Annotated in this window: 13 protein-coding genes; 7 read left to right on the top strand and 6 right to left on the bottom strand. The window is 64.4% G+C overall.

The window, feature by feature from the left end; genetic code table 11:
- Nucleotides 1-43: 43 nt before the first annotated feature.
- The 3 genes from AB3X10_RS20355 (at nt 44) to AB3X10_RS20345 (ending at nt 2,856) form a co-directional block, all read left to right on the top strand.
- A complete protein-coding gene (locus tag AB3X10_RS20355) occupies nt 44-634 on the top strand; it encodes a malonic semialdehyde reductase (RefSeq protein ID WP_369977218.1) in 591 nt (196 codons plus the stop codon).
- 88 nt (nt 635-722) lie between these two features.
- Nucleotides 723-1,361, top strand: a complete 639-nt coding sequence (locus tag AB3X10_RS20350) for a YceI family protein (protein WP_369977217.1) — start codon at nt 723-725, stop codon at nt 1,359-1,361.
- Between the two features lie 565 nt (nt 1,362-1,926).
- A complete protein-coding gene (locus tag AB3X10_RS20345; RefSeq protein WP_369975348.1) occupies nt 1,927-2,856 on the top strand; it encodes an IS110 family transposase in 930 nt (309 codons plus the stop codon).
- Nucleotides 2,857-3,143: 287 nt separating this feature from the next.
- On the opposite strand, the gene AB3X10_RS20340 is transcribed toward AB3X10_RS20345, so the two are convergent.
- The 5 genes from AB3X10_RS20340 to AB3X10_RS20320 all read right to left on the bottom strand — a co-directional run bounded on the left by AB3X10_RS20340 (nt 3,144) and on the right by AB3X10_RS20320 (nt 7,903).
- Nucleotides 3,144-3,935, bottom strand: coding sequence for a siderophore-interacting protein (locus AB3X10_RS20340; RefSeq protein ID WP_369977216.1), 792 nt, complete (start codon nt 3,933-3,935; stop codon nt 3,144-3,146).
- 84 nt (nt 3,936-4,019) lie between these two features.
- Nucleotides 4,020-4,580, bottom strand: a complete 561-nt coding sequence (locus tag AB3X10_RS20335; RefSeq protein WP_369977215.1) for a PadR family transcriptional regulator — start codon at nt 4,578-4,580, stop codon at nt 4,020-4,022.
- Nucleotides 4,581-5,175: 595 nt separating this feature from the next.
- Nucleotides 5,176-5,562: an STAS domain-containing protein gene (locus AB3X10_RS20330; protein ID WP_369977214.1), complete on the bottom strand. Its 387-nt coding sequence runs from the start codon at nt 5,560-5,562 to the stop codon at nt 5,176-5,178.
- Nucleotides 5,559-5,999: an ATP-binding protein gene (locus AB3X10_RS20325; protein ID WP_369977213.1), complete on the bottom strand. Its 441-nt coding sequence runs from the start codon at nt 5,997-5,999 to the stop codon at nt 5,559-5,561. Before AB3X10_RS20325 ends, AB3X10_RS20330 begins: the two co-directional genes overlap by 4 nt.
- Entirely contained in the window at nt 5,996-7,903 is a 1,908-nt protein-coding gene (locus tag AB3X10_RS20320) for a SpoIIE family protein phosphatase (RefSeq protein ID WP_369981915.1), read from the bottom strand. Before AB3X10_RS20320 ends, AB3X10_RS20325 begins: the two co-directional genes overlap by 4 nt.
- 270 nt (nt 7,904-8,173) lie before the next feature.
- Here AB3X10_RS20320 and aceE point away from each other — a divergent pair, with 270 nt between their 5' ends.
- The 3 genes from aceE to AB3X10_RS20305 all read left to right on the top strand — a co-directional run bounded on the left by aceE (nt 8,174) and on the right by AB3X10_RS20305 (nt 13,733).
- Nucleotides 8,174-10,864, top strand: a complete 2,691-nt coding sequence (gene aceE, locus AB3X10_RS20315) for a pyruvate dehydrogenase (acetyl-transferring), homodimeric type (RefSeq protein WP_369977212.1) — start codon at nt 8,174-8,176, stop codon at nt 10,862-10,864.
- A 108-nt stretch (nt 10,865-10,972) separates the two neighbouring features.
- Nucleotides 10,973-12,271 (top strand): KGGVGR-motif variant AAA ATPase, encoded by a 1,299-nt coding sequence (locus AB3X10_RS20310; protein ID WP_369977211.1) that lies wholly within the window; start codon nt 10,973-10,975, stop codon nt 12,269-12,271.
- A gap of 247 nt (nt 12,272-12,518) precedes the next feature.
- Complete coding sequence (locus AB3X10_RS20305) at nt 12,519-13,733, top strand: hypothetical protein (protein ID WP_369977210.1); 1,215 nt, start codon at nt 12,519-12,521, stop codon at nt 13,731-13,733.
- A 119-nt stretch (nt 13,734-13,852) separates the two neighbouring features.
- On the opposite strand, the gene AB3X10_RS20300 is transcribed toward AB3X10_RS20305, so the two are convergent.
- A complete protein-coding gene (locus AB3X10_RS20300) occupies nt 13,853-14,026 on the bottom strand; it encodes a hypothetical protein (protein WP_369977209.1) in 174 nt (57 codons plus the stop codon).
- 380 nt (nt 14,027-14,406) lie between these two features.
- On the opposite strand from AB3X10_RS20300, the gene AB3X10_RS20295 reads away from it, so the two are divergent.
- Nucleotides 14,407-14,574, top strand: coding sequence for a hypothetical protein (locus AB3X10_RS20295; protein ID WP_369977208.1), 168 nt, complete (start codon nt 14,407-14,409; stop codon nt 14,572-14,574).
- Nucleotides 14,575-14,896: the final 322 nt, after the last annotated feature.

Below are 14,896 nucleotides of genomic sequence, written 5' to 3'. Positions count from 1 at the left end.
CATTGGCGGCTTCGGCTTCCCCCGACGATAGAGGAACTTCCGCATGTCCGACGCTCTGCACGATGCCGCCCTGGATCAGCTGTTCCGTACCGCCCGCACCCAGAACGCCTTCCGCGACACGCCGGTCGGCGAGGACACCCTGCGCGCCCTGTACGACCTGCTGAAGTGGGGCCCGACCGCGGCCAACGGCAGCCCGGCGCGGTTCGTGTTCGTGACCTCGGCCGCGGCCAAGGAAAAGCTCAAGCCGGCGCTGTCCGAAGGCAACCTGGCCAAGACCCTGGCCGCGCCGGTGACGGTGATCGTGGCCCACGACGAGGACTTCCACGAGAAGTTGCCGTACCTGTTCCCGCACGCCGATGCCAAGAGCTGGTTCGACGGCCCGCGCGAAGGCCGCAGCGAATCGGCGTTCCGCAACGGCTCGCTGCAGGGCGCCTACCTGATCCTGGCCGCGCGCTCGCTGGGCCTGGATGCCGGCCCGATGTCCGGTTTCGACAATGCCAAGGTCGATGCGGCCTTCTTCGCCGGCACCGCGATCAAGTCCAACTTCCTGGTCAACCTGGGCTATGGCGACCCCGCCGGCCTGTTCCCGCGCCTGCCGCGGCTGAGTTTCGACGAAGCTGCGCGCATCGAGTAAGCCGTCCCATTTCGCTTCGCCCTCACACCGTTGTGCCCGTGTTTGCTGCAGTTTCCCCCAACCACCCGATTTCCCAGGAGCTTCGCCCATGAACAAGACCCGCACCCTGCTGCTCCCGCTCGCCCTGGCGCTGGCCGTCGTCGTCGCTCAGCCCGCCACCAGCGCCTTCGCCGCGCCGGCCGCCGCTGCCGCCACCGCGATCAAGGGCGCCACCGGCACCTACAAGCTCGACCCGTCGCACACCGACGTGCTGGTGCAGTGGAACCACCTCGGCTTCTCCAACCCCACCGCGCACTTCGGCGACGTCGACGGCACCCTGGTCTACAACGCCGAGAACGTGGCCAAGTCCAGCGTCCAGGTGACCCTGCCGCTGTCGGGCCTCAACAGCTTCACTGCCAAGTTCGACGAGCACCTGAAGAGCGCCGACTTCTTCGACGCCGCCAAGTTCCCGACCGCCACCTTCAAGAGCACCAAGGTGAGCGCGGCCGGCACCAACAAGCTGAGCGTGGCCGGCGACCTGACCATCAAGGGCGTGACCAAGCCGGTGGTGCTGGCGGTGACCCTCAACGGCGCCGGTCCGCACCCGATGCGCAAGGTGCCGGCGCTGGGCTTCGATGCCAGCACCACGATCAAGCGCAGCGATTTCGGCCTGGGCGCCTACGTCCCGAACGTCAGCGACGAGGTCAAGATCCGCATCACCACCGAGGCGCTGCAGGACGCGAAGTAAGCCTGCGCGTTGCGGTAATGGTGGCGGCCTGACATTCGGCCGCCGCCCTCCACGAAACGCCCGCCATCCGGCGGGCGTTTTCGTTTGCGGCAGTGTGGTTGGACGCGGCGATCTCGGTGGCTGGAACCGGTGGCGAAGCGTGCAACCACGAGTGTTCCAGTTGGCTGCAGTCGGGACTGAAGTCCCTCCCACAAAAGGCACACTACCCTTGTGGGAGGGACTTCAGTCCCGACGAGCAGCACCGTGGCCACCGCATCGCCAAGCCCCTGTGTAGGAGCGGCTTCAGCCGCGACCGGAGAATGAAGCGATCGGATCGATCGATTCAAGAAAAGCGTCGCGGCTGAAGCCGCTTGTGTCTTCTACGGGTCTATCGTTGAGGTGAGAGCGGAGTGCGGCAGGCCGCTAAGTCGCAGTGCGTCGCAAGCACGGGTAGGAGTCAGGGCCGCCGCACTCCGTTTCTCCTGCCCCACAAGCCCGAACAGTTGCCTGAGCCGCGAGCTCGAACCGACAAGCATGGGCATCGGCAGGAGATCTCTCGTCCCTGAGTCTACTGCGGAGAACGTCCATGTCGCTGCAACGCTTTGTCGGGATTGATGTCGCCAAGGCCGAACTGGCCATTCATGTCTTGCCAGACGGGCTGGACTGGACCCAGGCCAATACGCCCGAGGAGCAGGCCCGCCTGGCCCTGCGGCTGGCGTCGCTGGGATGCGAGCGGATCGTGCTGGAAGCCAGCGGCGGCTACGAACGGGCGGTCCTGCAAGTGCTGTCACAGGCTGGCCTGCCCGTGGTCCGGCTGTCTGCCCAGCGCCCCCGGGCGCTGGCGCACGCGTTGGGGCTCAAGGCCAAGACCGACGCCCTGGATGCGCGGTTGCTGGCCGTGGCGGCCCAATGCCTCCCCGGTCAGCCCACTGCCGTGCTGCCTGCGCCAGTGCAAGCGCTGCGCGAACTGCTTCACCTGCGCAGCACCCTGGTCGCCCAGCGCGATGCGCAGCGCCGGTGCATGGAGCACGTGACCTGCGAGGCGGTGCGTGACCAGTGGCTCGAGGTGATCGCGCTGCTGCAACAGCGCATCAAGGAGATCTCCCGGCAAATCGCCCAGGTCGGTGCGGCCTGTTCACGCTTGCCGACCGTGCCTGGGCTTGGCCCGATCCTGCGCGCCACCCTGGCGGCCCGGCTTCCCGAGCTGGGCAGCGTGCCACCGCGCAAGATCGCCGCCTTGGTCGGGCTGGCGCCGTTCAATCGAGACAGCGGCCGCTGGCACGGCCAACGCCGCATCCAGGGCGGACGCGCCGACGTGCGGCGGGTGCTGTACATGGCCACCTGGGCCGCGATCCGTGCAGGCTCGCCGCTGTCACACACCTACGCACGCCTGACCAGCGCGGGCAAACCCGCCAAGGTCGCCATCGTCGCGTGCATGCACAAGTACCTGCGATGGCTCAACGCCATCGCACGCGATCAGGCACCTTACAGCCCCCCTGCGATCGCTTCTGCATGACAGTTGACTCCTACAGTGGCTCCGCAGGGAGGCATGCTTTTTGTGGGAGGGACTTCAGTCCCGACGCATGACAGCGTGGCCGCCGCATCGCCAGGCGCTTGTGTAGGAGCGGCTTCAGCCGCGACCGAAGAATGAAGCGATCGGATCGATCGATCCAAGAAAAGCGTCGCGGCTGAAGCCGCCCCTACAGTGGCCCCCAGCGAGGGAGTGCGCTCCTTTGTGGGAGGGACTTCAGTCCCGACGCGTGAAAAACAACGGCATCCACATCGGGCGCGCAATCGCCAAACTTATGCTTCTTCTTCGCGCCCGGACTTCCAATACCCCGTCGCGCGGATCCACTCCTTGGGCACGTTGAGGCGGCCTTCGACGAACTTGCGCATCATCCGCGCGCGTGCCGATTCGCAGGCGATCCAGTAGAACGCGTCGCCGTCCGGTGCCTCGAAATCGCGCAGCGCGTCTTCCAGCAGCTGGCTGCTCAGCACGGGCACGCCGTTGCGTTCCAGCCAGGTGATGCGCACCTGCGCGCGCGACGGCAACGCCTGCCGGTCGGCGAAGCCGGGGATCTCGATCAGCGCCTCCACCTGCGCGCCGGCCGGCAGTTCCTCCAGCCAGCGGCCGATCGCCGGCAGCGCGGTCTCGTCGCCGATCAGCACGTAGGCGGCGTAATCGTCGGCGGCGACAAACGAGCCGCGCGGGCCGCCGACCACCAGCGCGTCGCCCGGGTTGGCCCGCGCCGCCCAGCGGCAGGCCGGGCCGTCGCCGTGCAGCACGAAATCCAGGGTCAGCTCCTGCGCCGCGGCGTCGTAGTGGCGCGGGGTGTAGTCGCGCGCCGGCGAGGGCGCGGCATCGGCCGGATACACTGGGCCGTTGTCGGTCATCGTCGGCAGCACGAACACGCCATCGGCGTTGGGGAAGAACAGCTTGACGTGGTCGTCGGGTCCGGCGCTGACGAAGCCGTCCAGCGCCGGGCCGCCGACCACGATGCGGCGCATGTGCGGGGTCAGCGGTTGGGTGCGCAGCACCTGCAGGTGGCGGATCCGCAGCGGATGGCGCAGCAGGCGGTTTTCATGGGTGTTCATGCGGAAAAGTCCTTGGGGGAAAGGGGAGCGGCGCGCTGCGCCGGCAGGCAGGGCGGCGATGCGGCGGCGGTGCGCGGACGGCACTCAGCCATCGGCGTCGCGCTCCATGCCGTCGGCGGCCTGCATCAGCAGCTGCGCGACGCGTTCGACTTCCGCGTCGGTCCAGCGGCCGTGGCGCGCCAGCAGGCCATGCTTGATCCGGCGCATCGCCTCGCGCACCGGTGCCGGCACGTTGGCGCGGACCAGCGCGCGCGCGCTGTGGTGGGTGCGTTCCACCGCCGCGTCCAGCTGCGCGCGCTGCGCCTGCACGAAGGCCAGGCCGTCGGCGGTGATCGCGTAGCGCTTGCGCGCCGCGTCGGCGTCCGCCTGCACCAGGCCCTGCGCCTCCAGCTGCGCCAGGGTCGGGTAGACGGTGCCGGCGCTGGGCGTGTACAGCCCATGGAACAGGTCGGCGACCGCGCGGATCAGCTCGTAACCGTGGCGCGGCTGGGTCTCGATCATCGCCAGCAGCAGCAGGCGCAGGTCGCCATGGCCGAGCGGGCGGCCGCCACGCCCGCCGCCACGACCATGTGGACCGCGGCCGGGGCTGTCCTCGTCGAACAGGCGGCGTGGGTGACGGTGATTGGGGTCGGTGGGGCGGGGCATCGTTTCGATATGTCTAAGTTTCGCGAAAAGATATATCGAATCTAGGCGGCGGGCAAGGCCGTGAGGGCGGGGGCTGTGCAGGTGGGGTGGGCGATCGTTCAGCCGCGCGGGCAGGCAGGTGGCTGGAGCCTTGGTGTTGTGTGGCGTGAGGCGTGAGGCGTGGGGTGTGCATGGCGCGGGGCGCGGCTTGATTGGTCGCGTCGCGACTGAAGTCGCTCCCACAGAAGAAGTCGCCCCCACAAAAGGCGCGGGGCCGGAAGTGGTACCGAAAGACAAGGCCCGGCCTGGGCAGTCCGCGATGCGCTGTGCAGCACTGTTGTGGGAGCGACTTCAGTCGCGACGCGGGATCGGTCGGTACTTGGCTTCGGGGCCTGCCTGTCGGGGCTGAAGCCCCTCCTACAGTGCGCCGGGCGGGTTGGTCGCGCACGTTCGACGGTCGCGCGCTTCTTGTAGGAGCGGCATCAGCCGCGACCAACGAAGTCGTCAGGCGCTCCGGCCCCGGACGCTGTCGGGACTGAACTCCCTCCCACACTGCAGCGCGCCGGTTATGTGCACGCTTCCCTGTGGGAGCGGCTTCAGCCGCGACGAACCCAGCTCAACCGCCTTCGCCCTCCTCCAGCACCCGCCGCTGCATCTCGTCCAGGTACGCGTCCAGCTCCTGCACCGAGGTGAAGATCTCGTTCAACGGCACCGCCTTGACCACGTCGAACACCTTGCGGATCTGCGGTTGCGGGTTGACCACCAGCACCCGGCCGTCGCGGGTGGCCAGCACCTTGCGCGCCTTGAAGATCGAGCGGATGCCGGCGCTGCTGATGTAGTCCAGGTGCGACAGGTCCAGCACCAGGGTGGTGATCTGGGTGGCCAGCAGCGGCGCCAGCGCCTCGTCCAGGGCCTGGTAGGTATGCGTGTCCAGGCGCCCGCTGAGGATGATGCGCTGGCGCCGGTCCTGCGTGGGTTCGATTTGCAGGCTCAACGTGGTCATGCGGGGAACTCCTGGGGGGCGGGGTCGAAGGGCTGCAGCAGGGTGATGCGCACGACGTTGCGGCCGGCGTCGTGACGGTAGTCGATGTGGTCGGCCAGCTGCCGCACCAGGTGCAGGCCGAGGCCGCCGATCGGACGCTGCGCGATGTCCGCGTCCAGGTCCGGCACCGGTGCGGCGCGCAGGTCGAAGGCCGGGCCGCTGTCGTGGAATTCCAGCACCAGCGCGCCAGTGTCCACCTGCAGCAGCACCTCCACCGGCGGCTGTTCGCTGGCCAGGTGACCGTGCTCGAGCGTGTTGCAGGCCAGTTCCTCCACGATCAGCCTGGCCCGGCTCACGTGCTCCCCGGTCACGCCGTGGCGCAGCAGCGCGGCCTCCAGCGTGTCGCTCAACTGCGCCAGCGTGTCCAGCGCCGGCACCATCTGCAGCCGTAGTTTCATGTGCCTCCCTCCCGCATCCGATCCTGGCGCAGGCGAATCGCCAGCAAGGTAATGTCGTCGGACTGCGGTGCGGCTGCGGTGAACGCGTGCACCGCGGCCAGCACCTGCGCGCACTGCGCCTGCGCGTCGATGCCGGGCTGCAGCGCGGCCAGCAGCCGCTCGGCGCCGTAAGGCTGATCGTGCGCGTCCATCGCCTCGGTGATGCCGTCGGTGTAGCTCAGCAGGGTGGCGCCGGCGGCCAGGCGCCCGCGCACCACCGGGTAGCAGGTCTGCGGCTCGATCCCCAGCGGCGGGCCCGATTCCAGCGCCAGCAGCTGCGCGTGGCCGTCGGCGCCGAGCAGCACCGGCGGCTCGTGGCCGGCGCTGGACAGCCAGTAGTCGCCGCTGTGCACGTCGATCAGCCCGCACAGCACGGTGGCGAACATGCAGGTCTCGTTGCCCTCGACCAGGCGCTTCGAAGCCGCGATCAGGATCGCGTCCGGGCGGTTGTGGCGGCGCGCGGCCACCTCCAGCACGGTCATCGCCCGGGCCATGAACAGCGCCGCCGGCACGCCCTTGTCGGACACGTCGCCGACCACGAACCACAGCAGCCCCGGCTCGGTCTCGAAGAACTGGTAGAAATCGCCGCCGACCATCGTCGCCGGCTCCAGCAGCGCGTAGGTCTCCAGGTGCTTGTGCGCGCTGTCGAAGGTGCGCCCGTCCGGCAGCATCGCCTGCTGGATGTCGCGCGCGATCGACAGTTCGCTCTGCATCCGCTGCCGCGCCTGCGCCAGCGTGGCGATCTCCGCCAACTGCAGCTTGATCGAGCCGCGCGCGCGGTCGAAGGCGCGCGCCATCACCCCCACCTCGTCCTGCCGCTCCACGTGGCGCAGCGGGTAGTCGAACTCGCCCTGGCTGAAATGCCCGGCCGAATTGGTCAGGTCCTCGATCGGCCGCGCCAGCCGTGCGGTGTAGCGGTGCAGCAGCCACAGCCACAGCAGCAGCGCGGAGCCGCCGCCCACCCCCACCCACAGCGCGATGCGGTTGAGCCCGGCCAGGATGTAGCGCTCGGACACGGTCAGCGCGAAGGTCCAGCCGGTGTCGCCGACCGCCGCGCTCTGGGTCAGGTAGCGCTCGCCGTCGGGGGCGGTGTGGGCGAAGCGCACCGGCGCATGCGTGGACAGCGCGGCGGCCAGCGGCGACAGGTCCGGCCGGGCGCGCGCCACATGCGCCTCCAGGGTGCGGTGGAAGCGCAGCGCCGGGTCCGGATGCAGCACGAACAGTCCGTCCGGCGACAGCAGCATCGGCTGCAGCCCGGCGCTGGCCGGCAGCTCGGCGACGATGGCCTGCAGCCGCTTCAGCGGCACGTCCACGCTGACCATGCCGATCGCCCGCGCCTGCGCGCCATCGCCGGGCAGGCGCAGCGGCAGGTTGTAGGTGGTGAGGTAGTCGCCGCCGGTGGAGGCGTCGCTGTACGGCTCGGACCACCAGGGTGCCTGCGCCGCCAGCGTGCGCCGGTACCAGGGCATGCTGCGGTAGTCGAAGCCCAGCGTGTCGGCCGATTGCTCGACCAGCGTGCCGTGCATGCGCCGCAGGTGCCAGGCGAAGCCGCGGTCGTCGCCCTTCAGCGCGCCGGGCTCGATCACCAGCAGCGCCCCGGCGATGTCCGGGTCGCCCTCCAGGGTGGCGTGCAGCAGGCTGCGCAGGTTGAACGGCTGGCGCCCGACCGCGGACGCGCCGGCGGCCAGGGTGCGCCCGCTCACCTGCACCGAGCCCAGCGTCGCGTCCAGGCTGCGCGCGGTCTGCTGCGCCAGCCCGGCCACCTCCTCGCGCGCATTGCGCACCACCACCTGGCGCGCGCCCAGGTAGAACAGCAGCGCCAGGCCCGCCAGCAGCGCCACCTGGATCAGGCTGCCCCACAGCATCAGCCGGGTGCGCAGGCTGTGCCGCCAGGCGACCGCGGGAGCGTCCTGCACTGACGAGAAGACGGCGATGGCGGCGCTCCGCGGGAGTCGGCTCCGATCATAAGCGCAGCCGCGCCCGCCCGCGCGGCCGTTGTCGCGCGCTGTCCCGGGCCAATGTGACAGTCCGTTCCATACGCTGCCGTACGAGGTCCGGCGGGGCGGTTGCGCTACACTTGGAGGCTTCGAAAAACACATGCAATCGCGCGCGTGCGTGCGACCTACGGGAGCGCTATGAACTGGTTGAACGAGGTGCTGCAGAACGATCCGAACCCCACTGAGACCCAGGAGTGGATCGAATCGCTCAAGGCCGTCATCGATGTGGCGGGCCCCGAGCGCGCGCATCAGCTGCTGGAGGACATGGTCGAACTGACCCGCCGCTCCGGCGCCTACCTGCCGTTCTCGCCGACCACCGAGTACGTCAACACCATCGCGCCCGCCAACGAGGCCAAGAGCCCGGGCGATGCGGCCATCGAGTGGAAGATCCGCTCGATCATCCGCTGGAACGCCATGGCCACCGTGGTCCGCGCCAACCGCAAGCCCGGCGACCTGGGCGGCCACATCGCCTCCTTCGCCTCGGCCGCCACCCTCTACGACGTGGGCTTCAACCACTTCTGGCGCGCCCCGTCCGACAAGCACCCCGGCGACCTGCTCTACATCCAGGGCCACAGCGCCCCGGGCATCTACGCCCGCGCCTTCCTCGAAGGCCGCATCAACGAGACCCAGCTCGACCATTTCCGCATGGAAGTGGACGGCCAGGGCATCTCCTCCTACCCGCACCCGTGGCTGATGCCGGACTTCTGGCAGACCCCCACCGTGTCGATGGGCCTGGGCCCGCTCAGCGCCATCTACCAGGCGCAGTTCATGAAGTACCTGGAGCACCGCGGCCTGATCGAGAAGTCCGACCGCAAGGTGTGGTGCTTCATCGGCGACGGCGAGAGCGACGAGCCGGAAACCCTGGGCGCCATCGCCCTGGCCGGCCGCGAAGGCCTGGATAACCTGATCTTCGTGGTGAACTGCAACCTGCAGCGCCTGGACGGCCCGGTGCGCGGCAACGGCAAGATCATCCAGGAGCTGGAAGGCGTGTTCCGCGGCGGCGGCTGGAACGTCATCAAGCTGCTGTGGGGCGGCTACTGGGACGCGCTGCTGGCGCGCGACACCGACGGCGTGCTGCGCAAGCTGATGATGGAAACCGTCGACGGCGAATACCAGAACTGCAAGGCCTTCGGCGGCGCCTACACCCGCGCCAACTTCTTCGGCAAATACCCGGAGACCGCGGCCATGGTCGCCGGCCTGTCCGACGACGACATCTGGCGCCTGAACCGCGGCGGCCACGACCCGCACAAGGTCTACGCCGCCTACCACCAGGCGGTGAACACCAAGGGCATGCCCACCGTGATCCTGGCCAAGACCGTCAAGGGCTACGGCATGGGCTCCTCGGGCGAATCGCTCAACCCCACCCACCAGACCAAGAAGCTGGACGACGACGCCGTGCGCGCGTTCCGCGACCGCTTCAACATCCCGCTCAGCGACAAGCAGCTGGCCGACGCCGAGCAGGTGCCGTTCTACCACCCCGGTCCGGACTCGCCGGAAGTGCAGTACCTGCAGGAACGCCGCGCCGCGCTCGGCGGCTACCTGCCGCAGCGCCGCCGCAAGGCCGACCAGTCGTTCACCGTGCCCGGCCTGGACAAGTACGACCGCCTGCTCAAGTCCAGCGGCGAGCGCAGCTACTCCACCACCATGGCCTTCGTGCAGAGCCTCAACATCGCCCTGCGCGACAAGGACCTGGGCCCGCGCATCGTGCCCATCGTGGCCGACGAAGCGCGCACCTTCGGCATGGAAGGCATGTTCCGCCAGATCGGCATCTACGCCCCGTTCGGCCAGAAGTACAAGCCGGTGGACGCCGACCAGCTGATGTTCTACCGCGAGGACCAGTCCGGCCAGGTGCTGCAGCAGGGCATCAGCGAGCCGGGCGCCATCTCCTCGTGGCTGGCCGCCGGCACCAGCTACTCGGTCAGCAACGTGCCGATGCTGCCGTTCTACATCTACTACTCCATGTTCGGCTTCCAGCGCGTGGGCGACATCGCCTGGCAGGCGGCGGACATGCGCACCCGCGGCTTCCTGCTCGGCGGCACCGCCGGCCGCACCACGCTCAACGGCGAAGGCCTGCAGCACGAAGACGGCTTCAGCCAGGTCATCGCCGGGTCGATCCCGAACGTGCGCAGCTACGACCCCACCTTCGGCTTCGAGGTCACCGTGGTCATGCAGTACGGCATGAAGCGGATGATGCAAGAGCAGGTGGACGAGTACTACTACATCACCCTGATGAACGAAAACTACACCCACCCGGAAATGCCGGCCGGTGCAGAGGACGGCATCATCAAGGGCATGTACCTGCTGCAGGACGCCGGCAAGCCCAAGAAGGGCGAACTGCGCGTGCAGCTGCTGGGCTCGGGCACCATCCTGCGCGAAGCCATCGCCGCCGCCGAGCTGCTGGACAAGGACTTCGGCGTCACCGCCGACATCTGGTCCTGCCCCAGCTTCAACGAACTGCGCCGCGATGGGTTCGATGCGGAGCGCTGGAACCGCCTGCATCCGGAAGGCGAGCAGCGCAAGCCTTATGTGACGCAGCTGCTGGAAGGGCGGCAGGGGCCGGTGATCGCCGCCACGGATTACGTGCGTGCCTTTGCCGACCAGATCCGCGCTTTCGTGCCGACGCACTACACCGTGCTGGGGACGGATGGCTTCGGCCGCTCGGATACCCGCGCCAACCTGCGGCGGTTCTTCGAGGTTGACCGCTACTACATCGCGCATGCGGCGATTGCGGCGCTGGCGAAGGATGGCAAGATGACTGGGAAGGATGTGGCTCGGGCGATCAAGCAGTACAAGATCGATGCGGAGAAGGCTAATCCGGTTGGGGTTTGATGGTTCAGCATGCTGACAAAAGGGCGGCTATGATGCCGCCCTTTTTTGCATCTAGCCTCCCGTTCAACGTCAGCCTAAACTGACCTGACCTTAATATTTGGATGAGCCATGGCCGGCGCAACATTTGATGACTCCCTCAGCAAGGTTTGTTCGCTCATTTCTTCGATGGGCCATGGGGTGCTTCTCGAGCAAGGATGGTTCGTGCGCGATGCTGCTGGGGCACTAGCGCTAATAGTTCCAGATAGGCTCGCGCATACGGTCGATATGTCCTTGCTTAGGGGAGCCATTGCTGAGCACCTTGGCCGTTACAGTCAATGTATTCCTGACAATGTGACGAAGCAGAGCGACCACTCCTTGGGCGAGATGAGCCATCTAGCATTGCCTGAAATGGTGCAGCTAGGGGACGGTTCAGAAGTGAAGGCGTGTGTTATTGATCGACGTGCAAACGGACAAGATTGGTTGCTGCCTCCGTCGATCTCTAAATCTGACGACGCTCAGCCACCTAGGCTTGTATTTTGGAGTTTGAAGGGCGGAGTGGGTAGGACAACTGCATTGTCCATGCTGGCTTCAAGTTTGGCGAATGATGGACACAACGTTCTAGTAATTGATCTGGATTTAGAGGCTCCGGGAGTTGGTGATCACTTGCTTCGTGAGAGCGATCGGCCACTCTATGGAGTATTGGATTACCTTGTAGAGCTTCGGGCGGGAAGTGTGGACGCCAACGCCATGCTTGTTGACGCGATCGGCACAAGTGGTCTCACTCGAGGTGCTGGCCTAGTGCACGTTTGCCCTGCGGTAGGATCAACAACGTACAAAAATCCAGGTTTGTTCCTCGGCAAGCTTTTTAGGGCTTATGGCGGTCAGATAATTGGTGGCGTAGAGACTACATTTGCTGGGCGCATTGATCGTTTAATATGCGGTCTCACATCGCGAGGACGCTACGACGCTGTCCTAATTGATGCTAGGGCAGGTATGAGTGAGTCTACCGCTGCATCGATTCTGAATTTAAACGGGGACGTCTTGCTATTCGGGCACAATACCCCGCAAACGTTTTCCGGATATAGTTTCGCTTTTGCTCATATGTCGCGTTTCGTGCTGGGTGGAAATTTTGAATGGGTGATGCGATTAAAGATGGTTCATGCAAAGGCGAGCCTGAAGGCGAGCGATCAGGCGGCGTTTCGCGACGAGGCCTTTGAGATTTTCTCGAAATCGCTCTATGGAGATAGTGAAGAGATCGGCTTTTCGCTCGATGATCTTGAGGCGCCACATTATGCTTGGATTATAGCAGATGATGGAAATTTTCGGGATTTTGATCCGATCGGTAATCCTGATGTTCTGTCAGGCGGCATAGCGTTGGCAGCTTTCGGTGATTTTATTAAGTCGTGTAAAGAACGGTTGAGGGTTTGACGTGGCTACCCGCGCTAACATTGTTCATAGCCTTAGAGAAGGTCTGCGGTCTCTGCCGTTAGATGTCTCCCATAACGCTTCTAGGCCGCCTGCGCCTGAGGAGGTCTACGCGCCTCGAGGGCATGAGGGGGCACTAGATCCGGATCGTGCGATTGTTGTCGGCAATCGTGGTGTTGGAAAAAGCTTCTGGTCCGGAGCGCTTATCGAGGATAAGACTCGCGAACTATTGGCTTACGCATATCCGAAGTTGAAGTTGGGCTCTGTTCGCGCTTTCCTGGGATTTTCAGGTGAGGATTTTTCGAGTGGAATTTCTCCGTCCAGTCGAATTCTTGCAGCTCTCCTAAAAGAGGGTGCAGAACCTGAGGCTATTTGGCGTGTTGTATTTATGAAGGCATTGGATGAGCGATGGAAGGATCTCACATTTAGTGATGCAGTAAGAAAGATCCAGCTGGATCCGGAAGCCTATGAGAAGGCTATGATTAATGCCGATCGCGCGCTCAAGGCTGAGGGGATCAAGCTCATTATAGTTTTTGATGCTCTTGATCGCCTTGGCGATAGTTGGCAAACGGTGCGTGAGCTGACTCGCGGACTGCTAAGGCTCGCTCTCTCATTAAGGAGCTACACGTCGATTAGGGCAAAGATATTCATTCGTCCTGATCAGGCGGATGATAATCTGGCTTTTGATTTTCCAGACGCATCCAAGCTCAGGGCGGAACGGGTTGAGTTAAAATGGTCAACAAATGACCTATATGGGTTGTTGTATAGCCGATTACTTAATTTGCCAGATTCTGCGTCTTCTCTATTAGATCTCCTCCATTCTCGGAAGTTGACTGTTACCAAAGAGCGTGGTGTTTCTGTGATTCCTGAAGGGCTAAAAATGGACGAGTCGGCCCAGGCGGGCCTCTTCTCCGTATTGGCAGGGGAATATATGGGGAGCGATCATCGCCGCGGAAGAACATATACTTGGCTGCCTAATCACTTGGGTGACGCGCACGGACAGACAGCGCCTCGAACATTTCTGACTGCATTAAAAATAGCTGCGGATAAAGGGGTGCATGATGCATCTGCATCTAAACGTCAAGCCATTGACCATCACGGAATTAAGGAAGGTGTGCAGAAAGCTTCTCAAGTTAGATTTGATCAACTCTCGGAGGATCATATTTGGATTAAAGACGTCCTGGGGGCGCTTTCAGGTATGGAGGTTCCCTGTGCGGAGCAGGCTATTATTGTGCGTTGGAAAAATGGCGGGGTGGTGAGAAAGATAAGGAAGGATGTTGAGGCGGGAAAATACCTTGGGCCGCTAGAATTGCAAGGTGGCGCTGCCGAAGCATCATTACTTGACGCGTTGACTCGATTGGGTATCACCGAGCGGCGTTCAAGTGGTAAAATAAATATTCCAGATATTTTCCGCGTTGCCGCTAGTTTGAAGCGGCGAGGTGGTGTTAAGCCCCCATCTAAATAATTAAGAATTTTAGCTTTTGGGGCCTATCCGTCCGAGCAGAGGGGCGAGCAAAGAGGCGGGGGTAATTAAGTCGCCAATTCCTATGGTCCACCGCGGCCGAGTAACGGGGTCAGGTTGACTTATTCGGTGGTCGTGGTGGGTTTGCGTGGCCGATGGGCGGGCCTGGCGCCAGCGAAGCGGTGGGTCTTGTTCTCGACCATGGTGCGGAATGCGTCGTAGCCAAGGGCGCGCTGCTGCTGGAGGTGAATGCGGATGTCGGCTAGCAGGTCGTTGGTCAGGACCTTATCGAGCAAGGTGCGATATGCGCTGCACCGGGGTGGGGGCAGAGTGCACTTCCTCAGACCATGGTGTTTGGCTACGCCGAGATCAGGCGCCGGAAGGTGAAGACGCGGTGCGGCGGCATCCCATGCAGTAGCGCGCCTTGGAAGATCCAGCCTTTCAGGCAATGGTAGAACGTGCGCTGGGACGCCCATCAGGCAATAACGCTCTGTCCCTCTCCCGCCACGCGGGAGAGGAGGGGCCGCAGCGGAAGAGAGCGCTCTTCCCCTGGCCGGCCCGCATTCGCAAGGACCGCGAATATGCCCCCGAAAATCGACAATAACGGGGTCAGGTTCACTTCTGGCTGTAAGTGAACCTACCGTCCGTTTCCCGAGAACGAACGAAGGAGGTCGAGATGAACCACAAGCGGGGAAGTTCCAAGGCACGCCGAGCGGGGTGCCTGCTGTGCAAGCCCAACAAACTTGGGCAGGGCATGGAACATAAGGTCGGACACTATGGGTTCGGCAAACTGCGTAAGGCTGCTGCTGCGGTGCAGGATCTACGAGACGCGCTGAGCCATTGATCGATGACCGAATAACGGGGCAGGTTCACTTCTGGCTATAAGTGAACCTGACCCCCGTTTTTCTAACCCCGTTTTTCAGACCCCGTTTTCAATGCTGGCGAAGGACGGAAAGATGACCGGGAAGGATGTGGCGCGGGCGATCAAGCAGTACAAGATCGACGCGGAAAGGTGAACCCGAACGGGGCGTGATACGGCATCGATGTAAAAAAGGCGGCCTTCGGGCCGCTTTTTTTTGGCACTTCATTTTTTAGATGCGAAAACGAGCGCAAAAAATAGGTTTCCCTGGCAAATTGAAAGCTTTCTGTGAGTCGCATTTTTTAGA

It is taken from the genome of Xanthomonas sp. DAR 80977 (assembly GCF_041240605.1).
GTDB lineage: Bacteria > Pseudomonadota > Gammaproteobacteria > Xanthomonadales > Xanthomonadaceae > Xanthomonas_A > Xanthomonas_A bundabergensis.
The sequence above is the reverse complement of the archived record's forward strand: the minus strand, read 5'-3'. Positions and strand labels throughout refer to the sequence as shown.

What these genes read in the sequence shown, in the direction of transcription:
- AB3X10_RS20355 (WP_369977218.1), top strand. Translation starts at nt 44, where the DNA reads ATGTCCGACGCTCTGCACGATGCCGCCCTGGATCAGCTGTTCCGTACC.
- AB3X10_RS20350 (WP_369977217.1), top strand. Translation starts at nt 723, where the DNA reads ATGAACAAGACCCGCACCCTGCTGCTCCCGCTCGCCCTGGCGCTGGCC.
- AB3X10_RS20345 (WP_369975348.1), top strand. Translation starts at nt 1,927, where the DNA reads ATGTCGCTGCAACGCTTTGTCGGGATTGATGTCGCCAAGGCCGAACTG.
- AB3X10_RS20340 (WP_369977216.1), bottom strand. Translation starts at nt 3,935, where the DNA reads ATGAACACCCATGAAAACCGCCTGCTGCGCCATCCGCTGCGGATCCGC.
- AB3X10_RS20335 (WP_369977215.1), bottom strand. Translation starts at nt 4,580, where the DNA reads ATGCCCCGCCCCACCGACCCCAATCACCGTCACCCACGCCGCCTGTTC.
- AB3X10_RS20330 (WP_369977214.1), bottom strand. Translation starts at nt 5,562, where the DNA reads ATGACCACGTTGAGCCTGCAAATCGAACCCACGCAGGACCGGCGCCAG.
- AB3X10_RS20325 (WP_369977213.1), bottom strand. Translation starts at nt 5,999, where the DNA reads ATGAAACTACGGCTGCAGATGGTGCCGGCGCTGGACACGCTGGCGCAG.
- AB3X10_RS20320 (WP_369981915.1), bottom strand. Translation starts at nt 7,903, where the DNA reads ATGCTGTGGGGCAGCCTGATCCAGGTGGCGCTGCTGGCGGGCCTGGCG.
- aceE (WP_369977212.1), top strand. Translation starts at nt 8,174, where the DNA reads ATGAACTGGTTGAACGAGGTGCTGCAGAACGATCCGAACCCCACTGAG.
- AB3X10_RS20310 (WP_369977211.1), top strand. Translation starts at nt 10,973, where the DNA reads ATGGCCGGCGCAACATTTGATGACTCCCTCAGCAAGGTTTGTTCGCTC.
- AB3X10_RS20295 (WP_369977208.1), top strand. Translation starts at nt 14,407, where the DNA reads ATGAACCACAAGCGGGGAAGTTCCAAGGCACGCCGAGCGGGGTGCCTG.